The 23,032-nt window shown below is 34.3% G+C and carries 21 protein-coding genes; 12 read left to right on the top strand and 9 right to left on the bottom strand.

Going from position 1 to position 23,032, the window contains the following annotated elements:
* Positions 1–12: 12 nt before the first annotated feature.
* The 9 genes from ITJ86_RS09025 to ITJ86_RS08985 form a co-directional block, all read right to left on the bottom strand.
* On the bottom strand, positions 13–648 hold the full coding sequence (locus tag ITJ86_RS09025) for a response regulator transcription factor (protein WP_195871308.1): 636 nt from the start codon (positions 646–648) through the stop codon (positions 13–15).
* A gap of 6 nt (positions 649–654) precedes the next feature.
* Positions 655–2,562, bottom strand: coding sequence for a tetratricopeptide repeat-containing sensor histidine kinase (locus tag ITJ86_RS09020; RefSeq protein ID WP_230080260.1), 1,908 nt, complete (start codon positions 2,560–2,562; stop codon positions 655–657).
* An 83-nt stretch (positions 2,563–2,645) separates the two neighbouring features.
* Positions 2,646–4,889: a tetratricopeptide repeat protein gene (locus ITJ86_RS09015; RefSeq protein WP_195871307.1), complete on the bottom strand. Its 2,244-nt coding sequence runs from the start codon at positions 4,887–4,889 to the stop codon at positions 2,646–2,648.
* Positions 4,886–5,545 carry a DUF1266 domain-containing protein gene (locus tag ITJ86_RS09010; protein WP_195871306.1) on the bottom strand — a complete coding sequence of 220 codons (660 nt, stop codon included), beginning with the start codon at positions 5,543–5,545 and terminating at the stop codon, positions 4,886–4,888. The genes ITJ86_RS09015 and ITJ86_RS09010 overlap by 4 nt, the downstream gene beginning before the upstream one ends.
* Before the next feature lie 4 nt (positions 5,546–5,549).
* A complete protein-coding gene (locus ITJ86_RS09005; protein ID WP_195871305.1) occupies positions 5,550–8,102 on the bottom strand; it encodes a hypothetical protein in 2,553 nt (850 codons plus the stop codon).
* Positions 8,103–8,124: 22 nt separating this feature from the next.
* A complete protein-coding gene (locus tag ITJ86_RS09000) occupies positions 8,125–9,171 on the bottom strand; it encodes an SMI1/KNR4 family protein (protein ID WP_195871304.1) in 1,047 nt (348 codons plus the stop codon).
* A gap of 90 nt (positions 9,172–9,261) precedes the next feature.
* Positions 9,262–10,398 carry an adenylosuccinate synthetase gene (locus tag ITJ86_RS08995; RefSeq protein ID WP_195871303.1) on the bottom strand — a complete coding sequence of 379 codons (1,137 nt, stop codon included), beginning with the start codon at positions 10,396–10,398 and terminating at the stop codon, positions 9,262–9,264.
* Positions 10,398–11,261 (bottom strand): hypothetical protein, encoded by an 864-nt coding sequence (locus ITJ86_RS08990; protein WP_195871302.1) that lies wholly within the window; start codon positions 11,259–11,261, stop codon positions 10,398–10,400. The genes ITJ86_RS08995 and ITJ86_RS08990 overlap by 1 nt, the downstream gene beginning before the upstream one ends.
* A 2-nt stretch (positions 11,262–11,263) precedes the next feature.
* Entirely contained in the window at positions 11,264–11,614 is a 351-nt protein-coding gene (locus ITJ86_RS08985; protein ID WP_195871301.1) for a hypothetical protein, read from the bottom strand.
* A gap of 184 nt (positions 11,615–11,798) precedes the next feature.
* On the opposite strand from ITJ86_RS08985, the gene ITJ86_RS08980 reads away from it, so the two are divergent.
* From ITJ86_RS08980 to ITJ86_RS08925, 12 genes are all read left to right on the top strand, one after another.
* Positions 11,799–12,704, top strand: coding sequence for a DUF6892 domain-containing protein (locus ITJ86_RS08980; protein WP_195871300.1), 906 nt, complete (start codon positions 11,799–11,801; stop codon positions 12,702–12,704).
* A gap of 105 nt (positions 12,705–12,809) precedes the next feature.
* Positions 12,810–14,720 (top strand): tetratricopeptide repeat-containing sensor histidine kinase, encoded by a 1,911-nt coding sequence (locus ITJ86_RS08975; protein WP_195871299.1) that lies wholly within the window; start codon positions 12,810–12,812, stop codon positions 14,718–14,720.
* Between the two features lie 15 nt (positions 14,721–14,735).
* A complete protein-coding gene (locus ITJ86_RS08970; RefSeq protein ID WP_195871298.1) occupies positions 14,736–15,488 on the top strand; it encodes a LytR/AlgR family response regulator transcription factor in 753 nt (250 codons plus the stop codon).
* A gap of 112 nt (positions 15,489–15,600) precedes the next feature.
* Positions 15,601–16,311, top strand: coding sequence for a vWA domain-containing protein (locus ITJ86_RS08965; RefSeq protein ID WP_195871297.1), 711 nt, complete (start codon positions 15,601–15,603; stop codon positions 16,309–16,311).
* Between the two features lie 225 nt (positions 16,312–16,536).
* The gene (locus tag ITJ86_RS08960; RefSeq protein WP_195871296.1) at positions 16,537–17,184 is read left to right on the top strand and encodes a hypothetical protein; all 648 of its coding nucleotides are present in this window, start codon (positions 16,537–16,539) and stop codon (positions 17,182–17,184) included.
* A 53-nt stretch (positions 17,185–17,237) separates the two neighbouring features.
* Complete coding sequence (locus ITJ86_RS08955) at positions 17,238–18,494, top strand: hypothetical protein (protein ID WP_195871295.1); 1,257 nt, start codon at positions 17,238–17,240, stop codon at positions 18,492–18,494.
* A gap of 220 nt (positions 18,495–18,714) precedes the next feature.
* Positions 18,715–19,866, top strand: a complete 1,152-nt coding sequence (locus ITJ86_RS08950) for a hypothetical protein (protein ID WP_195871294.1) — start codon at positions 18,715–18,717, stop codon at positions 19,864–19,866.
* 115 nt (positions 19,867–19,981) lie between these two features.
* A complete protein-coding gene (locus tag ITJ86_RS08945) occupies positions 19,982–20,407 on the top strand; it encodes a DUF2262 domain-containing protein (RefSeq protein ID WP_195871293.1) in 426 nt (141 codons plus the stop codon).
* Positions 20,408–20,418: 11 nt separating this feature from the next.
* The gene (locus ITJ86_RS08940) at positions 20,419–21,126 is read left to right on the top strand and encodes a DUF1963 domain-containing protein (RefSeq protein WP_195871292.1); all 708 of its coding nucleotides are present in this window, start codon (positions 20,419–20,421) and stop codon (positions 21,124–21,126) included.
* A 33-nt stretch (positions 21,127–21,159) separates the two neighbouring features.
* Positions 21,160–21,915: a DUF2314 domain-containing protein gene (locus tag ITJ86_RS08935; RefSeq protein ID WP_195871291.1), complete on the top strand. Its 756-nt coding sequence runs from the start codon at positions 21,160–21,162 to the stop codon at positions 21,913–21,915.
* A 20-nt stretch (positions 21,916–21,935) separates the two neighbouring features.
* Positions 21,936–22,349 (top strand): C40 family peptidase, encoded by a 414-nt coding sequence (locus ITJ86_RS08930; RefSeq protein WP_195871290.1) that lies wholly within the window; start codon positions 21,936–21,938, stop codon positions 22,347–22,349.
* On the top strand, positions 22,346–22,951 hold the full coding sequence (locus tag ITJ86_RS08925) for an SMI1/KNR4 family protein (RefSeq protein WP_195871289.1): 606 nt from the start codon (positions 22,346–22,348) through the stop codon (positions 22,949–22,951). The genes ITJ86_RS08930 and ITJ86_RS08925 overlap by 4 nt, the downstream gene beginning before the upstream one ends.
* The last annotated feature ends 81 nt before the right edge of the window (positions 22,952–23,032 follow it).

Below are 23,032 nucleotides of genomic sequence, written 5' to 3'. Positions count from 1 at the left end.
TAAATTATTTTGTTAATCAAATAGGCCAGATTCTATAGCATATTTTACAGCACCTGTAGTCGTTTTAGACCCCGTTTTTAAGAGTATATTTTTACGATGCGTTTCTACTGTATTAACCGAAATAAATAGTTTCTCTGAAATTTCCTTTGACGTCAATTCATCTCCCAAAAGACTTAAAACTTCTTTTTCACGTGGGGACAATTCTATGTTTTTATATTTTTTACGTTCAAAGACACTTTCCATATAGCGTTGTTTAATAATTTCAGAAAAATAGTGTTCATTATCCAAAACAGTTCTGACAGCTGTTTGTAACTCCTCTTTGCTCGTAAATTTAGGGATAAATCCATCGGCTCCTTTTTGAATCACTTTATGTACCGTTCTGTGATTGTCTAGCATGCTCAACATAATAATTTTTACACTATCATGTTTTTTCTTAAGCTCTGTAAGTAGCTCTATACCATCCATTTTTGGCATACTGATATCGCTAATAATTAAATCAATTTCAAATTGATTCAACAATCTTAATACTTGTTTGCCTTCAGTTGCTAAATGGACGTCACCTATTTCTTGCATATCGCTTAAAATGGTGTTTATACCTTCTAGAAACATTAAGTGATCGTCTGCTAATATTATATTTGCTTTTTTCAAAATATATTAATTTGTAGGAATGTCTATAGTTATAGAGGTGCCATGTCCTGAATTACTATCAATATCTAAAGTCCCTTTTATCTTTTGCAATCGTTCCTTAATATTTCGGAGCCCTATGCCTTGTTTTTTACTTTTTTGAAACCCTTTTCCATTATCATTAACCACAATATTTAAATGATCTTTATGTTTGGTGAGTTGCACATCTGCATGCGAGGCTTCCGCGTGTTTTATGATATTATTAATTAGTTCTTGAACAATGCGATAAACATCTGCCAAAAGTTCGTCTGGTAATAAATCAATGTCTTCTCTCGGAAATAAATACGTTTGTATATTAAGATCAGATTTTTTAATAACCTGATTAATGAAATCACTTAAGAAACTTGTAAAACCTATTTTTGAAAAGGGTAGGGGATGTAATTGATGCGATAAGCTACGTAAATCAATACAGGCGTTACTTATAGCGGTTGCAATGCGTTTCGATTTTAGGTCTTCTTCGTGCTGTTCTGTATAATGCTCAAAGGCAATTTTTATACTTGCCAAATCACTTCCAATACCATCATGAATCTCGCGTGCTAAGCGCGATCGTTCTTCGTCTTGTCCTTCTTGATAACGTTCAATCACTGATAGTTTGTGATCTTTCATCATTTCAGAAAGTTTCTGCTTAGCGTATTTCTCTTGCTGAACACTCAATTCTTTTTGAATACGTAAGCGCTTCACATACGATAATCTTAAAATAACAAGACTAATTAAGACCAAAATAAAACCGGCAATTAAGGCATTTCTTAAAACATGCTGACGCTTTACAGTTAATTCTGCTTTTTGCAATTCGGCATCGCTTAATTTCTGCTCTTTTTCTAACAGTTGAATTTTGGCTTCTTTTAACTCTGTCTCATAACGCTCTTGAATTTCTACGACGTATTTTTCCTTATCTAAAGAGTTCTGTTCAGCTACGCTTGCAACTCCCTTTTTATAAAACTCTAATGCTTTTCTGTAATTATTTTCTTTTTCATAAAGTTGCGCTAAGTTTTTATAAATGTCAGATTTATATTGAAATAAGGATTGTTTCTCTCCAATGGCTAAGGCACGTTGAAAATAATTGATGGCAGATTTTGTATGTCCTAGTTTGCTTTCGCATAGCCCTAAATCGTTTAATACAATAACAATGTCAGAGTGAAATTTGAGTTCTTCTAATAATACTAAGGTTTTTTTTAATGCAATTATGGCCTCTCTACATTTACCTTCGAGCACTAACATCTGTGAGAGATTAATATTTATATAAGCCACAACTGCATTGTTTCCTTCTTTTACTCTGTACTCTAAAACAGTTTGGTAATGTTTTCGTGCTTGCTCGAATTTACCTTGTTCTTTATAGATATTTGCAAAATTAAATAGGGTAGTGAACTCTCCGTCTACATCTCCTTTTATGCGATACAATTCCGCTGCACGATCTAAATTTTCTGCAGATTTTTTATAGTCTTTTTGAAGTAAATATAATGTAGCAATATTTTGATAGGCATTAGCCTCTTGCACTTGATTATTCGTTAGTCTTGCATATCGCAAACACTCCATAAAGTTATCAATAGATTTAGGGTATTCGCCTAAACTTTTATAAGCAGAGGCTAAAATATTATAACATGCGGCAAGCCCTTTCTCAATATTTGATGCTTTAAGTAAGGCAATGGTTTCATTGGTATACTTTATGGTGCTTTTATAATCGCCCATAATATTAGCCAAATTCCCCAAAGCATAAAGTGCTTGGGCTTCTTGAAGGTTTTTATTTAATCGTCTACTTTCCTTAAGCCACTGCAGTGCTGCTTCTTTAGCGGCTTGAGGTTTTGTATGTAAATTTCTGGAATAAGCACCAGACAACGAGTCTAATAGTTTGTCTTCTGTAGTTTGAGCAGAGATCGACAAGCTTATGCCTAGCATAAGGCAAACAGAAACAAAAAAATGTATAGGAAACAATTTCATGAAATGGTGTGTAAACGTAACACCTTTTAGTTGAAATGTAGATCCCTAATTTTAGATTTGGTCTTTTTTAACAGTTCTTTTTCTTCATTTTGAAAATCTTCATCGTGTTGTGAAAGTTCTTCTAATATATTATGTAGTAAAAAATCATCCGATGCGAAATGGGTTTTTACATGCGTTAATTGATCACATAAGGCCTGAACTGATGGTTTATCTTTACTTAAAAACATAGCGTTGTATTTGGTAAATCCGTCTACATCTTCTAATTGTTGAGATAGCATTTTATGGCTTCTCAACATCATATTATATTCATCCCTAGGAAAATCAAAAAAGGTGTAATCGGGATAACTTTGTATAGAATGCTGAAGTGTTTCTAATGCTTTTTTTGGCTCATTTTCTTCATTATAAAAATTATATAACTTAAAAAACGTTTTGTAATCGCTTGCTTCTGGGGCCTGCTCTTTTGCGGTTTTGTAAGCGGATAAAGCTTCCGCACTATCAAAACTATCTTCTGCACAACTCGCTACCATTTTAAGGTAAAAGGCTTTGTTATTTGCCATATGTGCGGCTTGACTAAGATTACCGATGGCGGCATCAAAATTATTTAAAATCCAGTGGATTAAACCATTATTTCTAAACTCTATAAACGTAGTTGGCATTTCAACCAAATCGGCTTCAGAGGCTGGTGCTAAATCTTCGGGTAATGGTAAATAATCATAATAACAAATCCACTTAAAAATAGGATACAATTCTGGTGCTAATTGTCCTTGTTCGTGATTATAAATGGCATATTTGTGGCATTCTTTATAATCGCTCATTTCTAAAAGGGCTTCCACACACAAATTCATAGTGCTGCAGTAATCTGTATCGCCAATCTTATAATAATTGATTTCAGATTGCATATCTTCAAAAAACGCGGTGTAGTTTTGATTATTCATATGAATAATCATTCTTAAATTATACAGCCAAGGCGCGTAAGAATGTGATGGTAACGGGAAATCTTCTAAGGCCTCATTCAAAACAACCAATGCTTCATCAAAACGCGACAATTTCACCAAAGCACGTGCTTTAAAAAATAAGGTTTTAAGCGTTGTAGGCTGTCTTCTATGAAATTGTTCCACAATATCTAAAATCCCTTGCCAGCTTTCTATACGGCTATTCACTTCTAGTAAATAAAATAGATACTCACTCATTCTAAGGCCGTTTCTAAAGGCGTCGTGATAAGCTTCTCCAGTTTGCTTGTAATTTTTAACAAAGAAAAAAGCACGTGCTTTTAAAACGAATAGGTTCGGGTTTTTAGGATTTAAGGTTAACCCCTGTTGTACACATTGATTTAAAACATTTCTGTCTTTGGTATGATAGTAAGCCGAATCGCCATAGCGTAGGTAATAATGCTGCGCCAATTGCCATCCCGAGTTTGCAAAATCTTGCATATAGATTTTAAACGCTTCAAAATTACTATAGTCTTCTTCTGGTAGCTGTGGCTCGCCAGGGTCTTTTATAATTTGAGACACCATATCGTACCTCATAAACGATTGGAAATAATCTACCAATAGCATACGGGTTTTATCCGTTATCTCTAAATGTTTCCATTCTGAATTCCACAAGGCTTTATTGTCTATAGATTTGTTTTCCCACATAGACACTTGCATATTGGCTAAAGTTTGGCTAGGTAGGTCTAAACGCTCATCTAATTGTAAGCCTTTTAAAACGGTTTTGTTGTGCGTTGCCGAAGCTAAATCTAATAACTCATTACAATCTGCCTCTTCATCAGCATCACAAATATGTTCTAATTGTGCGGCTTGGATATCCCAAAGTAAAAAACGAGCTTCTGTTAAGGCTGGATAGCACTCTAAAAGATACTTTAAAACCAAAATAGCGTCTTGGTAACGTTTTTCATTTTGCAATTTAAAAGCATAATGTAATTGTAAGCTGTCGTTATACGGATAACGAACTAAAGCATCCTCGTAAACACTTTGCTCACAGTCTTTGTAAAAACTACAGACGTATTCAAAATCTGATGCTTGTACTTGTCCACAATCTATTAAAGCTTGTAAATACGACTTTAAAACAGGCATATTCATTTCTTCATAAACGCCTAGATAGCGCATGTAAATGCGATAAAACCTGGCGAAATCTTCGGGTTCACTCAATAAAGTTACATATTCTTGAATTTTATCAATTACCGTCTGTAAAGCCTGGTACTGGTTATTTTTATAATACGCTTCTGCTTGTTCTATGTAGGTGATGATGTCTTTTGATGATATAATCATTTGTTCCAGTTTTTAAACCATTCGGCGTGTTCTATGTGTAAGCGTTGATAGTGATCCCATAAGGTGCTCATATTAGGAAATGTACTAACGTCCTGTTCTGTAACTCCTAATACATATTCATCTCCTATGCATACATTTCTATGAAATTCTCCCCAGCTTGAAAAGGTAGATTTTATGGTGGTATTTACTTCTTCTAAACGTAAAATCATTTCTTCGGTAGTGATAAAACCTAAAACTAGACCTAATCGCATTTGAAAAATATACATTGCTATTTCATATCCCCTTAGTTTTTGGTTTTTTAAACTAAAACGATATTTCCACACCGTTTTATAGGTGTTTTGTGTTTGAGGGTTATTTAAAGCTCGGTATTTGGCTTCAAAAGTTTCTGTGGTGTCGTTTCTAAACTCAGCTGCTAGTTTCTCAAAAGCTTGAGAAACCATTAATCCACTTTCGTAATGCTGTAAACTATTGCGCAAATGTAAGCCTGATTTTATACCTAAAATGGTTAATAATCTTTCGGCTTGCTTTACGTGCTTTTTATCTTCTAAGTTAAAGCCGGACCAACTGCTTAAGTTAGCTTGCTTATGATTTTTCTTTAAAATCAAGGCCGATAAATTTAATTGGTCTTGAATTTTCGGTGTGATATCTTGTGTCATTATGTTAAGCATTTAATTGGTCCGCCACTTGCAATAATGCATTGGCTAGTGGGTCTGAATAGGCTCCAGACTTTGAAATCGCTTTTAATCCCATAGCGTAAGAGTTCGCTAAATTGCTGCCTTTTACCAAGTGTACAAATATGTTTTTGCTAAGGTTACCGTAAGTTTCTAATGGGGTTCCTGGTGCTAAATCGACATCTAATAAAGTCATATATAGGGTTTGACCAAATCGCATTTCTAAACCAGTATCATCATTACTTAACCACGTTTTTAAATCTTCGATATGCGTGTTGAAAAAGTTTAACAGTTCGGTTTCACAACCTGCCGTTTTATAGGTTTCTAAATTGGTGAGTAGCGCCTCAATATAATGCTGATTCACTTCAATAGCATTTATATCAATCGTTGAAGAAGGAACAGCATTTACGAATTCCTCTGCGGATTCTGATTCTTGAGTTTCCTCAGCATCTTGTTCTGTGGCTTCTTCTAATTCAGCAGCTTCAGTTTCTAAAACAAACTGACTATAACTTTCAATTTGGTCGTATAAAGCATCATTACTACTGAAACGAGAATCGTCACTATTACTATATTCGTATAGATGCGTGATGGTGTTTAGATGAAGTTTTTCATTTTTTAACTTGCCTAGAAAATCAATTAGAAAGACTTCTATATCTGCGGAAATAGTTTTAAAAATAGGATTAGATGCTTCCTTACTTTTACAACGTTTATGAAAACTAAGCACGCGGTTTACCAAGCGGTCTAAAAAGAAACCTACATCTTCATTCTGAAGGTTAAAGTATTGCGCCACACGCTCACCTTGGGTGGTTAAAGCTTCGGGAACCCAAACGGCTTCTTTGGTTACACTGTAATAATAATCGCCTAAATAATTAAACCAAGCTTGAATAATATTTAGGGTTAGCGGACGGTTTTCGTTGATATAATGCTTACGTGCAAATTGGTTACAAACCTCAATCGCATTGGCATCTAAATCTTTAAGGGCCCAAATTTCATTAACACGCGTAAAGTTTCCTGTTTCCACACATAAAAATCCTAAGGCTTCTGCTATAAGCGGAATATTTTTTGCTCTAACAACAGCGCTTGCATCCCGAGATGAATAAGCTAAAGTTAATAAAAAGCGTTGTAATTTTTCTTGCTCCTCTGCAGGGAATAATTCTAATAATGCTTCACCAGCATCGCATAAGGCTCTAATTAAAAACTGATTTAAAGGGTTTTTTAGACCATCCATTTGTAAACGTTCAAACCAAAGCAATACGTTTGAATGCGATTGCGCTATGGTGCGAATTACAAATGATCCTGTAATCTGAACATCTTCGCCTTTATGTCGCATTGTGGGTAGTAAACCGAAACTGTCATCTTCTAAAAATAGTTTAGAAAAAAGAGAATTGAAGGTTTCAGAATGATTTTTAAATCCCGTTTGCGGATGTGCTATTTGAAACCAAAACGGAATACATTCTATAGGTAAATTGTTAGCGGTATTTTCGCTTAAAATTTTAATACCATAATCTTTAAAGGCTTCCGAGTTTAAGTTGGCACCACTATCGGCAATTAACCACTCTAAAAAATTATTATAACCTGCATCTTGTTGTCGCTTCGGGATATTTGTATCTCGTGTATTGAATAATAATACATCTCCAGAATCCCATTTTTTGTTCGCCAATGCTTGGATTAACGGGTAGTTCCCTTCGGCTGTTGTTAAGTGTAACAGGGCGTCACTTTGAGCATCTGCCCAAATTAAACGTTCCTTTAAAGCTTCAGTTGCATTCAAAGCACGGTTTGGGTTGACTTCATAATAAGAGGCCAAATCACTACTGAACCAAGGTGTCATAATATCGTATGCGGATTTCTCATACACACGACCAACCGGTAATAATTGATGGAATTTGTGAATAAACAGTTCCCAATTCCCTTCAAAAAAGCAATTAATAAAGTTGGAATCTATGGTGAAAGGAAACGTACTTATAGTATCGTCGTCTTGTTTTACGGCATAGGTTCCGGAAAGTAAATTGTGTTTTAAGCAATTCTGAATTAAATACTCAGAACTCAACACATCTCGAATATCAAAAATACGTAGTATTAAAAACTGAGCGATAGGCAATGCGGCTTCGGAAGGGCTTTTAGCCAAAATCTTTATAACTTGAAAGAGTTGCTGTTCTGTTGCTTCAGAAAAAGCTTCCGACTGAAAATAGCCTAGATTAAAAGTCAAAAATTCAACTAGCTTGTTTACACTTTTTTCATCTGGATAAATGCCTTCATTTAATAAAGGCAACCAAGCAGTGACAAAAGTAATCCCTTCTGTGGTGTCGGTATAGCGTTTAGGATGAAAGTAAATGTGTTGCGCGACTTGCGTTGTGAAATTAGTAGTAATTCCGCTGAAATCACTATTACTTTGTATGTTTTTATAAGCATCCGTATCTGTAGCTTCCAATAGTTCTAAAACCTGATGTATGGCTTTTGTTTCTGAAGTTTCTAAAGTATCAAGCTTTAGATTTGGGATGATATGTGTTTTAAAAATGGCAGACATATGCTGAGTGGTATTCAAAATTAATAGGTTTCTATCAAGGTTATTGAGCGATATAAAACCATTCGTTGTCTTCAATTTCGCTTTCTGGTCCTCTTAAGCTTTCAAAAAAGGAAACAAGGTCGTCGGCTTCGATATATCCAATTTCTTGATCAGCACCAAAACGAATAATTTGCCCTGCTTTTCCTTTGGTATTAGGCGCAAAATCAAAAGCTAAAAAATTACCATTTTCTAAATCAAAAAACGGAATCCAATACGACGTAGTATACATTAATAATGTTTTTCCCTCGTTAGTAGAATAGGTATCTAATAACTCTTCTTGCGTCCAATCGTCGTAAATATCTTTCCACTGTTTCCATTCTTCATAAATATCTTGAGCACTCATTATGGCACAACGGTCTATACCGTTATGAAGGCTTAAATAGTCTTTAATTATCTGCGGAAACGGATATCCGGCTTCCTTTTCAAATGCTTCATAAATAGCCTCGTTATTTGTAGGTGGATGAAGCGTTAATCTTTTTTCTGAAATTAAACCGATAAAAGAGGCGACCAAGGCTTTCATATCTATTTCTGCATCAAGTTGAATATGTGGTGCTAGAAAATCGGTTTTCTCTTTGGCCAATTGTTCCGCTATAAATGCATTCGGAATAAAATTATTTATAAAAGCCCCTGTATGTTCTGAAAACGTAATGTCTTTTAAGTTTGAAGTGGGTTGCGAATTATAGCCATTATCACTAAAATTATAGACTGTAGCACTTTTGTGCTGTTCATCATGAATAACGGTAAACCACGCTTCAAATGCTGTAGTATTTTCTATTTCAACAGTGAAAACAGTTTTGTCTTCTAAATACGCAACACCATAGAAATTATGAATGGTTTCATGATCTGGTGTAATAAAAATGAGGCTTAATAATTTCTTTCCAGACGCTTTTTCAATAGCTTCTAAAAGTGAATCTCTAAACGTAAAAGAATTACTATAATGTTCTGGATTTTCAAGTATTGGAAAGGTATCGATTTGAATGGTTTCAAAATTAAAATCTGTCCATTGTAAATCCTTAAACTCGTCTGAATATGCTATGTGATTGGCCATTTGCGCTTGTAAATTTAGAATGCTAAGGTACTTTGGAACATTGTTGTTTTTATCACTGAAACTAGTGATTTTGAAAAAAATGAATACAAATTATTTTAGAGAAATTCTCTTAATATCTTGACGTTTTGGCCCATAACTTCCATATACCGTATTGAATATACAATCTATTTTTTGAAGTAAATTACTATAAGAAAAACAAGGTAATTGATCTAAACACGTTATTACAAGATGTTTGTTGCGTTGTAAATCTTGATGATGAATGGCATCGCAAGTTAAGGCGTAATTCAGTAATTCGGCATCTAAAGCTTGTGTTCTAAATACGCCTTGAAATTCGTTAGTGACATTCGCCTCATTTTCATTATTCTGAAGGATTACAGCTTCGGTTTCTGCCATTGGGCCGTTGCCGTGACGCGTTTGGTAACAGCGGGTCACATAATAAATATCAATTTCTGAAATCGATTTTAAATGTGATTTGATAAGCTGAATCGCATTTTTAGATGTGGTATAACTCCACGTGGTATGCGGATGAAAACCGTGTTGGGTATCGAGTAAAATGCCTTGACTGCCTTCAAAAATAAAATGCTCGAACTGGTCTGCTAAATCAGATAATGAGGCGATCCTGTAAAACTTTTGTATGGCCGAACAACTTTCCATAAAATAGGCTTCGTTATAATCTTTCAGCTCGTTTTTATAATAGTCTTGTACAGCTTTTGGTTGACTTTCTAAACAGGTTTCGTAGTAGTTTTTGATACTTTCTAAACGTTGTTTTAAAACCCAATCAAACTGTAAGTCGTTTGCATATAGGTAAACTTCAGCTTTATGTCTCGCAATGGTCGTTCCAAAACCTAAGCCACAAGAGCCGTGATGCTGTTGCTTTTCAATCGCTCTATTAAAAGCAATATCATAAAATGTAGTGACCATCGTTAACGGATGGAAATATAATTTGGGCTGGTAACTTTTTAAAAATTCCCCTTCGCCTAAAACAGCAGGAGGGAAGATGGTAGTATGTTCAGAATAATAGGTTGGTACGCCTAATAAAGTCGCTGATCCAAAATTGCTAAACGTATGCGTTAGTGCCTCTGTACTTACAGTATGCCCAATTTGGTGTCCGCCCGAAAACCGAACGACAAGACTTTCTTCAGGATGTTGCGATGCCAGAAAATCGGTTGTTAAGCCTTTTCCAGCATCTCCAAATCCTAAATCTATAACTAAACTACACTTTGACATTACAACATGTTTTCTACTTCTGTACTATCAGAAGCGGTGTTGGTATCTGCTGAAGCATTATAAGGTTTATGGTTTTCAATTACCACATTAGCAATACGTTTAGCAACGGTTTTAAAGTCCGGGATCTCAATAAAATGATCACCTAAAAGTACTTTCCAGTTTCCTTTACGACTTTCTTGTTTTGCCCATTCGTTATGCTCCAAATGCATATGAAATACATTATATTTTTCTTGAGCTTCTGCAATAATAGCTTCTGTAGTTATCGTTTCTGCTTCGTCTACGGATGTATATCTTTTAATAATTTCAGCAGGAATAGTAGGGAAAACAGGCTCGTCTCCAATAGTAAATAAAAAGCCTTTTTGTTGTCTTTTTTCCCAACAATCAATCGAAGTATGACGCGCAGCAAACAAATGTGCCAAGTTATACCCTTCTTGATTGTTTCCACCGCCACCGCCTTCTAAATAAACGCGCGTTAACCAGCGGTCAAGCAATTCTGCAGACGATTCAAATTGCCCGACTTGCAACGGCGCATGATCATAAATAAAATCGCCAATCCCTAAAAATAAGACTTGCGGATCTTCAATTCCGGCTTCCATTAAAGAGCCAATAAGGTCTGGTAAAGCTTCTTTAACAATATGTTCTGGTACAAAGCCCATACTACCAGTAACATCTAAGGCTACAATAATAGATACGGTTTCCGGATGTTCTTCAGAGTCTCTAGACTCTCTAACTATGGCTTTTGTTGGATCCATTTCTGGATCTATTTCTCTAGAGGTAAAAATCTCTTCTCTAGACTTATTGCCGTAATCTTTTATTTTTCTTAATCGTTTGTAAGCATCGTTACTAAATCTTCCTCCTCCCATAATTATAATTCGTTTATTGTGCCTCCAAATAAATGCGCATAACGCTTTTTGGCTAATTCTAATTTAATTTCTAAGTTTCTTATTTTAACCGACATTTCTAAGTCTTTTGCCACATAATCTCTCGCATCAAAATCAGACGCCAGAACCAAACTGTTGGCATCTGTCGGGCTCATATCTAGCATATTTTCTTGTTCACGTTTTAAACGTTTTAAAGCCAGGGCTAAATCTTCGGTTTCACGTTTGTACATTAATTGTGCATCTTCTGCAATAGCATTGGCACGATCGTCTCTTATTTTATCGTTGTTGCGTTTTAAAGATTCTAAAAACGCAGCCGTTTTGGTATTATCTTCCATAAAAAAGGTTTTCCACAAAGTTAAATTATGTCCTCTTGGTTTTTATCCCTGAAAACTGTGATATTTAATTTCAGATGGAAACTATTTAATTGAGTTAGTCTTATTCACCACGAAAAAATCACGGAATACAGGCATTACTTATTTCAAGAAGCAACTTACTTTTGAAACTCTTAAAAACTAGCTTATGATTGCATTACATTTATCCTCAAAAGGGTTTCAAATTAATTCAGAGACCATCACATTTCCAGTGTCGTTAACACAGTTAAAAGCGTGTTTGAATGAAGATTACAGAACTACAGAAGGAAAAAATACGACGGTTTTTACTTGGGACGACTTAGGAATTTTGGCCTATTCTAAAAATAGAGAGGTAGCAGAATCAATAACTGTAGCTTTAAAATTGGAGGGCTATGAATTTAGTCCGAAGCAAATTTTTGGTGGTATATTTTATTTTAACAATCAGGATATTGTACAGTATTATAAGTCGCATAAACAGCAGCACGTTAAATTATTTAAAGGAGATAGAAGTGGTGCATTGGTAGTCAATGACATTAGTGCTTGGTTTGCTGTAAGAAGCGAAAAAACTGAGGCTATTGAAATTAGTGAATACACGCCTTATGTACGTGGCGCTGGAATTCCTAAAGATAAATACATCATAAAACCTTTAGAAGAAGAAGTCCTGACGTTTGTAGATTTTGGGTTTAAATTATCTATAATTGAAGAGTTGATGTATATGAAAGAACTGATGCAACCTGTATTTGATCTGTATGAATTTGCAGATTGGTTTCAAGGTCGTGAGATTGATATTGATGAAGAAGGTTACGAAACCATTGCGGAAGTCACCCAATATTTTAAAGATCTACCGATACCAAAACGCTTAGCTTCCGAAATTACCGATTTTTACCAAGACGGCGGAAACGATATTTATATGAATTTATCTCCGTTTTCTGGTGGTGATGTGGAGTATTGGGATATTAAAACCGCTATAGATGCCAAGCAATTTCCTAACTTAAAAAAAGTAACTTTGTGTTATGCTACCGATGAAGCTTATAAGGAGTTTGAGCAGATGGGGATTGAAGCGGAGTGGTTGTAAGTTTTTTGACCACTGAAATGAATCTTGGTTTTTTTAAGCTTGTGTATGTGCAGAAGGTTAAAAACGTAAGTTCACTAGTATAGAATTTTATAAATTAATTAAGTTATGACCCATCGGGCAGTCAAAACGTATAGCATTGGCTTTAAACTTACGTATTATACAAGCAGAATGTCTACAGGTGGGATGGGGTATTTTTATATACTATTGCTTTTCGTTCTATGTGGAAGATCTTATGTATATTCACAAAACACTCCTAATGAAATTGCTGAACTCTTAGAGCGATCTAAAACTTTAGCACAAACTCAAATTGACAGTTCGTTTCTTTACGTCAATAAGGTTTTAAAAATTGCAACAACTTTAGAAAACGACACCTTATTAGCCCAAGGACGTTTACAAAAAAGTGGACTTTATATATTGAAAAACGACTTTTCAAAATCGGAAGCTCTTCTTCATAATATGATAGCGGGTCCTTTGTCTAACCGTTTTAAAGGTTTAGCGTTACATAACTTAGCAACGATTCAGTATTACGAACAAAATTTTGAAGCTGCGTTAAGTTTGTTTATGCAAGCTGCAGAACTTTTAGAGCAAACGGCAAATTCTCAAAAATTAGTGAGTACTTACTCTAATATCGGGACCATAAATGCAACCTTAAAAAATTTTAAAAATGCCCAGATTTATTTTGAAAGAGCCTTAGAATTAAGTGACTTTAATACTGGTATAAAGCTTCAAGTATTGGTGAATTTATCGAGTGTTTATTACAGTAAGAAGGAATATTCAAAATACTTAAAACACCTATTTGAAGCCGAAGAATTGGCCTTAGAACTTCAGGCGACTAAAGTGTTAGCAACCATTTATACCAATTTGTCCTTATACTATTCTACAGAAGTTAAGGATTATGTCAAGGCTATATATTATGGTGAAAAAGCGCTCGGCTTAAAAAAAGCATCCAACAAGATTAATACGCTAAGTAAAACCTATAATAATATTGGTTATGCCTATTTAAAGAAAAAAGAATTTTCAACGGCGATACGATATTTAGATAGTGCGCTTGTAGGGGCGGAAATTAATTTAAAGCCTCATATCTATAATAGTTTAAAAGCTTCGTATCAAGGTTTGCAGAAGAATGAAAAGGCCTTGTATTATGCCGATTTAAAAGACGAGATAAAGGATTCTATTGTAGAGGCCCATCAAAAGGAAAAGGTAGCGGAACTCACAGAAAAATATGAATCTGAAAAAAAAGCGCAGCGTATTACTGTATTAGACACAGAAAACAAATTGCAAGCACTGACCATTGCGCAACAACATAATCTACTATTAGCATTAGGACTATTTGCGATATTGATTGCTGTATTAGGCTATTTTGGGTTTAAAAATTACAAAATGAAACAACAGCTGGATAAAGTTTTGTTACAGCAACGCTTAAGAAAAACACAGTTAAATCCCCATTTTCTATTTAATGCCTTGCAAAGTATTCAAAATTTTATTCAACAAAATGATAAAGAAAAATCTAAAACCTATCTTACGAGTTATGCAAAATTAATTCGGCTTGTTTTAGAAAAATCAGATGAGGATTTTATTAGTGTTGAAGATGATAAAATAGCTTTAGAATCTTACCTTAATTTACAATTACTTAATTACAATAAGGCCTTTACTTATAGCATTGATGTTGCGGACTCCGTTACCGAGGATTTTGATTTGCTGCCTACATTAATAACACAACCTTTTGTTGAAAATGCCATTTTACACGGTTTAAACGCTAATCATGAAGGGCATATTGCGGTAGCTTACTATAAAAAGGAAAGTGTTTTATATGTGTCTATTTCAGATAATGGTAAAGGGTTTGAGGTAAAAGAAGATGAGGCGAAACGCTTACATAAATCCATGAGTATGGCCATCATCCGTGAGCAACTAAAAAATCTTAATCGAAGCTCAAAGGGTTTTAAAGGGACTATTTCGGTCACCTCAGACACGCAAGGAACAAAGGTGATTTTAAGTTTTAAGACCATTGAAATGTAGTATCTTTGTCGTCTTATGCAACAACAAATTTCTTGTTTTATAGTAGAAGACGATCCACAAGCTTTGGCTTATGCTTCAACCATTTTAGAGGCATATGACAATATTAATGTCATCGGAAACGCCAAAACTATTGTAGAGGCGGCTAGTGCAATACAATTAAAACAGCCCGATTTTATAATTTTAGATGTGTTTCTAGACGATGGCAATGCTTTTGAATTCCTCGCCCTTTTTAAGACCATTGATTTTAAAATTATTTTTACCACCTCTTATGCCAAATTCGCGATTGAGGCGTTTAAGTTTAGCGCAATAGATTATCTGTTGAAACCTTATGACGAAACAACCTTAATAACAGCTATCGATAAAGTTTTTAAAGCCTTAACTAAAACTAATTACCAACGTCAGCTAAAAGCGTTAATGCATAATGTTTCTGAAAAAACGACTTCAAAAAAGTTGGTTTTAAAAACTTCTGAAGCCATTCATATCGTAGAGCTTAAGGATATTTTATTTGCCCAATCCGACAACAACTATACCTCATTTTTACTCAAAGATGAAAGTCGAATTTTAGTTTCTAAACCACTTAAGTCTTTTGATGAAAAATTAAAGAAGGATCATTTCTTTCGTGTCCATCAGAGTTTTCTTATCAACTTAAATTACATTTCATCTTACCATAAGCGTCGAGAAGAAGTTGTTTTAGATGGAAACCATGCGATTCCGGTGTCTCAAAGTCGAAAAAAAAGTTTGTTGGAATATATCGATGCTTTAGTCTAGTTGAATTCTCTCTCAAGTAGGGCATTTCCTAAATACTTACCGTCAAATTCTTATGCAAGCCTATACGAATACGATATAGGGTTAAATTTGTGCTCTAAAATAAATTTAATTGATGATTGATTTCAAAACCATAACCAAAGCTGTCACATTAATAACCTTGTGTGTTTTATTACATTCGTGCTATGCTGTGAAAACATCCGATGAATTTTACGACATTAAAACTTCAGAGTTAAATACGCTATACCTCATTGATATTTCAGGAAGTATGGAAGGTATTGATGAAGGTTCTGTTGAAGATCAGGTGATGAGAGAAGTTGGAAATACAGCAGGAAACAAAGTTAGTAAAGCTATTGGTGGAAAAATAGGCGGCATATTAGGGAAGCAAGTGACTAAAGAGGCTACCAAGTTAGGGGCTGTTAAACGTAATTTAATACCGGCAATAAAAGGCTTGCCAGATGGGAAAAAGTTTCTAGTTTTTGCGTTTAATAATTCAGTTACAAAACAATCTAATACGTTTAAGGTTGCAGATAATATGGCGCGAACATCAGCTAATTTATTTGTGAAGAACTTAACGGCTCAAGGCGGGACTGATACCTTAGAAGGTTTGCTACAGGCTATAGCTACGGAAGACGTTCAGGAAATTGTTTTAATGAGTGATGGCTTACCTAATGACAATCCCAATACGGTAATAGAGGAAGTTAAAAAAAGAAATACAAATGATGTTATTATTCATACCATTGCTTTCGGGGAAGATGCAGACTTAAATTTTATGCAAACTTTGGCTGAAGATAACAATGGAACTTTTATTACGTCAAAAATGTAAGGGATAATGGGGGTTAATTGGCATAGAAAGATAAGGGGCTTCTAATGCTGGGTTTTACTAGTTTAATTAAAAAACACGCTATTTTTTAGCGTGTTTTTTTGTGCGTTTTAGGACCTTAATTATCTAAGGCAAATATTCACGATTTAAAATTATCACTAGATTCAGTGATAAAAAGCGTCACGTTCCGCTCTAATTTTGTCATGTAAAAATAAAACAAGCAATATTATGGGATTAGCAATTACGAGCGGCATTTTAGCAGACTTTATAGAAAACGAACCAGAAGGGTATCAGGCTTATAAAGTGATTTTTGAAAATATCAATAGCATCTTAGCTAAAAATAATGTAGAACCACACCACGAGCCAGAAACTTTAGATCGAGCATCTTTACATTCAGGAGGTTTTCCTTATCTGTTTTTACATTTTTTAAAACGTTTTGCTGCACACGTATGGGAAAATAGAGATAATGAAAATTGGGATTGGACGCCAACACCATTTCCTATCGATGATGAACCTGGAGAAGATCCTATTTTAGAGGAGCACTATTCGTATATGTCTAGTCATCTTTTAACACACTCTGATGCAGAAGGTTTTTATCTTCCTGTAGAATTACCTGAGGTTCTTTTTGATAATGATGAGCATCCTGTTCCTGGAGCGATGATTGGGTCTTCTTATGATTTGTTGAGAGAATTAAAAAGCTTAACCAAGTACTTAGATATTCAGTTAAACGAAGATGATATCATCTCTAATTTATCGGAAATCAATCAAAAAATACAAGATAAAGGCGATTTTTGGGTGGAAACCTTGGTTTGTGCTACACTTTTAGATGCTGCTAAATTTAGCCTTATCAACAAAACAGCCATCTTATTTCACTAAGCCCACAATTAACATAAAGCCACATTAGTTTCACTATTTCAACATCATAACACATGGAAAGGACAAATAAAGATATGCAACAGATTAAAGACGAATGGAATCGACAGGGACGTAAATATGCTACTGATGTCAATGCTATGGTTGAATTTGGTGAAACTAAAGGTTGGGAAAACTGGAAAGGCGAAGAACCTAAGGATGATAGAGGACATTTAAGCGAAGCGATTTTTCAAGGGTTAAAAGCGGCCAATGAGAATAATACAGTGACTCAATTCAGAGCAGATTTTCCGCCTGCGCACACGCCTTTAGTTGAATTAATGAAAGAGAAAGGGCAAAGTATTATGCAGTTACAATTTATAGATGAACAGAAAATTATATTTGTAACAGGAACAGCCTATGAGCAACGACAGGCTTACATTCTTAATAATAAGGATATTTTAGAGCTTGATGCTTCTATTAATGCTGTTGGAAAATCGAAACAAAATAATGTATTTGCAATTGCAACAAATAACACCATTAGTACCACACAAGGTTGGGAAGGAGATATTATTGCAACATTCCGTTTAGATAAAGCAAAAGATATTGGAATTACAGAATTGATTCCTTTTAACGACGGACTTAAAGTGCTCTTAGTATCCTCTGACGGAATTTATATTATTTCAAATACAGATGAAAATATGATTCACCCCTTACCAGATCCTGAAGATGACGAGTGGGAACCTTATATGGACATGGAAAATGCAACGCTTTCTAATGACAATAAGTACATTGTAGTTGGCGACCAATGTTATGACCATAGGGTTTTAGATCATAATGGTAAAGAAATTACAGAAATAGGCACGCAATCTGCTTATCCAGATTTCTGTATGTTCTCTAAAGACGATAAACAGTTAATTACCAATTCGTGTCATTTTTATAACGGTATTACCATTGGTGTAGCCACTTCTGATTTTGAAAACATTAATATTCCAGCCTATGAAGCCGGTGAAGATTGTATCACTATTGACGATGGAATGCGCGTTTACTGTGGTATTTCAACTTCAGAATTCTATATTTTAGGAGATGCTTTTGGTTATATAAAAGCCGTTGATACTAAAGGAAATTCTATTTGGAAACACTTTTTAGGATCTACAATTACCGGAATGACCATTTCTGATGATGAGAATACGTTGTGGATTGGTGCTGCTTCAGGCATGCTTCATAAATTACAATTAAACAAAGGTCTTAGAGATAATCATACCATTGGGACCGCAAATCATTACGAAGACTTCCGTATGATTTTCTGGAAAGATGAACCCGTTATAAAATGGTAGATCTATAATAAAGATGAATCGGATGTTTGTCATAAAAGTAATGACACTTTATGGTAATATGTAGCAAGAAAAGCACGTTTGTAAAAATGTGTTTTTTTTGTTTTAAACGGTCTTTATAATAGATTAACCTGAATTCAGTATGTATCAAATTCACTAGTTTCAGGGATAAAATAGAGTGGTGTAAATTCTAATTTTGAATTGTTAAATAAACACATTCAATATGAAAAACTCTTTACTTTATATAGTGCTAATCTTAGTCCTATGTTCTTCTTGCAGTAAAAAAACGTATTCAGCATTATATCAGGATAATTTGGTTTTAGAACCAAATGACACGAAGTACTATTTACCCAAAAACCTATTAAAATTTGAAATTATTTATACACTAAATGAGCCAAGGTATCAAAAAGGAGACGTGAACAGAGTCTTAAAGGTGCAACCGACAAAAATTACGATTGAAGATCCTATCGTTATAACAAAGCTTTCGGTGCCTGATACATCTAGAGTATTTGTAATACAAGGGAAACAACTGTCGGATGCACGTTTTGTAGATATGGAGTTAGATTCAGAAAACGCTGCTTTAGAAAAAATAACAAATACGTCTGTTGAAAACAAGGGTAGTAAAACACATGATTATTCGTTATTTACAACGTCTCATTTGGAAACAAAAATGTATGATGCAGTCACGGAATTAAAGAACAAATTACCTGAAATAGTATCTAAAAAAGAAGCAGAACGCTCTTTAAAAACTATGTCATTCTATAAAAGTCAGTTAAAAATCCTGAATGAAGATTTTCAACCTTATATTAAACAGTATAAGGTAAAATATACTGTAGTTATCGATCCGTTACAGCTCTATTATGAAGACGGAAATTGGTCTAGTATTGAAGGGGATAATATATACCATTCTATTTTTCCAGAACATATTTTTGAAGATAAAGGTGATTTAACTGATATCGTAACAGTAAAAATAACAAAGCCTAAACGGTCGTCATTAGATGAATTGTTAAACAAAGAACCTGTAGAAGGTATTATTTATCGAAATAACTCTCCGTTAAATATAGAAATAGCATTAAATGATTACACCATTTCAAAAGAGACCTTCTCATTGACTCAATCGGAAACATTTAAAACCATCTCTGCTAAGCGATTTGAAACTGAAGAACCGACATCAATATTGTTGTTTAAACCAAAGTCATCTACAAATGTTGCAGATGCTATTCCTGACTTTCTAGAAAGTGTAGAGTTTTTAGATTTTGATTCTGATAAAATCAGCGAAGTGTCGCAAACAGCTATTAAAAATAAATATGAAGAGAAATTAAAAAGTATCGACTCGCTCATTCAAAGTCTTAAAGCGCATAAAGCAACCTTGTAAAGCTTCTCATATTACAATATCACTGAAATCCGTTACTTAAAAACACAAGGAAAGTTTAATCTTTGTTAGTGTACTTAACAATAACTTAAACCTGTTGTTATTTAATATATTCAAAATGAAAATAACAGAAGATACGCTCAAAAAAGATCCACGAAGTGAAGATTGTTATAGAACAACAATTGAATTAGATCAGAAAAAAATTGATATCAGCCTTAATTTAGAAGACATTAGTTTAGAGGACATGATTGCTTTAGGAAATTCATTTTTTGAAGATTTTGAAGATAAAAAGAACAAAGCTACAGATGAAATCGTAAGTGCGTTTTACGAAAATTATAATGAAAACTGGGCCGATGAAGACAATGGATATCCAGAGTTAAGCAAGCCAGAATTCAGAGAGAAGTTAACGATAACAGCTATTCATTTTTACGCCAAAGATTTGATAGACGTCATTTATAATGAAGATGGCATGTTTGGGAATCATTATTTAATTGCACAATCTTACGATGGTAAAACTTTTGAGGATAGCACCATGTTTGGATAAAACACACACAAATGACTGTAGAAGACCTAAAAAATAAAATATCTAAACCGATTACCAAATTTACCACAGGCGGCTTTAGACCAAAAAATACCATTGAAGAAAGTTGGATTGGTAAAGTCTTTGCTTATCACGACGATGAAGACATTCCGTTAGATAAAAACGGAGATCAAATGTTTCCGTTAGCGCAGTTTTACCTTCCTAATTTGCCTTACGTGCATCCAAGTTTTAAGCATACAAAACTCATCACCGTTTTTGTTTCTGCAGAATGGCCAGAATGTTTTGAAGATATGGGAGACCGTTGGGTAATAAGAGAATATAGCAACTTAGAAAATATTCAAATTAAAAACCTAGAAAATTCAGACTCGTTTATAAATGCTTTTCCGTTACAGGCAGAATTAGACGACAATGATTTCCCGTTATGGGATGGTGGCGGTTTATCTCTAGAGGATGAAGCCGAAATTTTAAAGCTAGAAAACGAAGGAGTTATCGACGATTATTTTGATATCACAGATCATATTTACGATCATAAAATTGGTGGTTATCCCTCTTTTTGTCAATCTGGTATAGGAGATGCTGATGGTTTTGGAGAAGGCTTTCAGTTTGTGTTTCAAATTGTATCAGATTATAAGGCAAATTTCAACGTGGTTGATGGCGGCAGTTTAATGTTCGCCAAAAATAACGACACCAACCAATGGAGTTTGTATTACGACTTTTATTAAATCACGATAATTAAACTTAAAAAAAATAAAACAATGAGTCAAGACAACAATATCGTTTTTGCTAAACAAAACGAAAAAATGAAAGCAGCTTATCTCAAAGCACAAGACACGTTTAACTATTTCTGGAGAGAACTATATTGGGAAGCAAAACGTGTGGTTCCTGCACATAATTTAGCGTTGGTAAAGATTCCTTTTCAACAAATGGCAGAAGGAGATGACCAACCTACTGTAGAACATATGTGGATTAGCGAAATAGCTTTTGATGGGGAACATATTACTGGTGTTTTAATGAATTCACCTAACCTATTAACTAATGTTGCCGAAGGCGATACGGTTACCAGAAAAGTTTCAGAAATATCAGATTGGATGCTAGCTATAGACCGCAAAACGTATGGCGGTTATACCATTCAAGTCTTACGTTCTGATATGACGGAGGAAGCTAGAAAGCAACACGATGAGGCTTGGGGATTAGATTTTGGAGACCCTAACAATATTCTAGTGGCTTATCAGCAGGAAGACAATGAAGAGAACCTTATTGAGCACCCAATGAGCAAAGTGATGGAACAACCTGCTAAAGACTATTTTGAAGCTAATCTAGATGTTGTAAAAGCTGCAGATAAAAATGGAGTCACGAGATTACACACAGAAACTATTGCGGGAAATAAAATAGCTGTAGACATTTTATTAGAATTAGGTGCCGATAAAAACTTAAAGACCAACACAGGAAAAACAGCTTTAGACTTTGCAACAGCTTTAAATTGGGAGCATATTATTCCTGTTTTAAAATAATGTAACGCATTCTTTTTAAAATGAAAACCACATTTACATACATTTTATTAGTGATTCTATCCCTACTTGCATTTTCTTGGTTGTTTTTTAACTGTCAGGAAGATGTAAGCATGGATTTAGTTTTTGATAAAAAAATTATACATGGCGACCTTGTTTTTCGTTCTGTAAATACGGGTACTTTAGACGCAACACATTATAATGAGTTTGGGGTTATCGAAAAATCTTTAGGTAAATTATATGTCTGGGATAACCAGAATACCATGAGAAAAAGTTTTCAAGACTGGGTAAAAGAAGGAAATGGTGGGCATATTAAAGTTTATAGTATAAAATCTTCAGATTTTTATATCGATACGTTAAAACTACAAAATGGATCTTATGATCATGTAATGAATTCCGATGTATTAGAATTTATAACTGAAAAAACAATAGAATGAATAACACTGTAGACAGATACATTTCTGGATTAAAAAACGCTTATTATAATGCTAAGGGCAAAGCCATTTGGGATCATTTTGAAAGCGTAAAACACGGTGCGTCTCAAGACAAAATAAATGAGCTTAAAACCGATTGTCCTGCGATCCCTGAGGCATTAATTCATCTATTACAGTATGTAGATGGCACGTATTGGAGAACCTATGGCGATGAAGATATTGCGTTAACCTTATTGGGTTCAGATCTGTTTAAACTTGATTATTATTTATTGTCGTCTCAGCAAATTTTAGTTAACCAAGGTGATGCACCCTATAATTTTCAAGATTATTTATATGAAGGATATGATGGTGTAGACATCGATGAAAAACTCTTAAAACACGCAAAAGACCTTAATTGGCTTCATTTTGCAAATTGCACAAATAACGGCGGAACCTCTCAGCTTTATATAGACTATAGTCCTTCTGATAAAGGAAAAATAGGTCAAGTGGTGAGGTATCTTCACGATCCAAATGAGTTTGAAGTGATTGCAGATAGTTTTGAAGCCTATTTACAAATGCTGATGGATAAAGAATTCTCTTTTATTCGAGAAGGTTACTTAGAATAGAATAATCTTTAACCAAGTCATAAAATGAACTTAGAAAACACCATCACACAAATTGAAAACTTCCAAGTTAATGACGCTATG

Origin of the sequence: Winogradskyella marina, assembly GCF_015645385.1 — a bacterium.
In the GTDB taxonomy this organism is placed as follows: Bacteria; Bacteroidota; Bacteroidia; order Flavobacteriales; family Flavobacteriaceae; genus Winogradskyella; species Winogradskyella marina.
This window is presented reverse-complemented; position numbering and strand designations above follow the sequence as displayed.

Bases quoted from the DNA above. Each gene is read 5' to 3' on its own strand.
- ITJ86_RS09015 (WP_195871307.1), bottom strand. From the start codon at position 4,889: ATGATTATATCATCAAAAGACATCATCACCTACATAGAACAAGCAGAA.
- ITJ86_RS09010 (WP_195871306.1), bottom strand. From the start codon at position 5,545: ATGACACAAGATATCACACCGAAAATTCAAGACCAATTAAATTTATCG.
- ITJ86_RS09000 (WP_195871304.1), bottom strand. From the start codon at position 9,171: ATGGCCAATCACATAGCATATTCAGACGAGTTTAAGGATTTACAATGG.
- ITJ86_RS08995 (WP_195871303.1), bottom strand. From the start codon at position 10,398: ATGTCAAAGTGTAGTTTAGTTATAGATTTAGGATTTGGAGATGCTGGA.
- ITJ86_RS08990 (WP_195871302.1), bottom strand. From the start codon at position 11,261: ATGGGAGGAGGAAGATTTAGTAACGATGCTTACAAACGATTAAGAAAA.
- ITJ86_RS08985 (WP_195871301.1), bottom strand. From the start codon at position 11,614: ATGGAAGATAATACCAAAACGGCTGCGTTTTTAGAATCTTTAAAACGC.
- ITJ86_RS08980 (WP_195871300.1), top strand. From the start codon at position 11,799: ATGATTGCATTACATTTATCCTCAAAAGGGTTTCAAATTAATTCAGAG.
- ITJ86_RS08975 (WP_195871299.1), top strand. From the start codon at position 12,810: ATGACCCATCGGGCAGTCAAAACGTATAGCATTGGCTTTAAACTTACG.
- ITJ86_RS08970 (WP_195871298.1), top strand. From the start codon at position 14,736: ATGCAACAACAAATTTCTTGTTTTATAGTAGAAGACGATCCACAAGCT.
- ITJ86_RS08965 (WP_195871297.1), top strand. From the start codon at position 15,601: ATGATTGATTTCAAAACCATAACCAAAGCTGTCACATTAATAACCTTG.
- ITJ86_RS08960 (WP_195871296.1), top strand. From the start codon at position 16,537: ATGGGATTAGCAATTACGAGCGGCATTTTAGCAGACTTTATAGAAAAC.
- ITJ86_RS08955 (WP_195871295.1), top strand. From the start codon at position 17,238: ATGGAAAGGACAAATAAAGATATGCAACAGATTAAAGACGAATGGAAT.
- ITJ86_RS08950 (WP_195871294.1), top strand. From the start codon at position 18,715: ATGAAAAACTCTTTACTTTATATAGTGCTAATCTTAGTCCTATGTTCT.
- ITJ86_RS08945 (WP_195871293.1), top strand. From the start codon at position 19,982: ATGAAAATAACAGAAGATACGCTCAAAAAAGATCCACGAAGTGAAGAT.
- ITJ86_RS08940 (WP_195871292.1), top strand. From the start codon at position 20,419: ATGACTGTAGAAGACCTAAAAAATAAAATATCTAAACCGATTACCAAA.
- ITJ86_RS08935 (WP_195871291.1), top strand. From the start codon at position 21,160: ATGAGTCAAGACAACAATATCGTTTTTGCTAAACAAAACGAAAAAATG.
- ITJ86_RS08930 (WP_195871290.1), top strand. From the start codon at position 21,936: ATGAAAACCACATTTACATACATTTTATTAGTGATTCTATCCCTACTT.
- ITJ86_RS08925 (WP_195871289.1), top strand. From the start codon at position 22,346: ATGAATAACACTGTAGACAGATACATTTCTGGATTAAAAAACGCTTAT.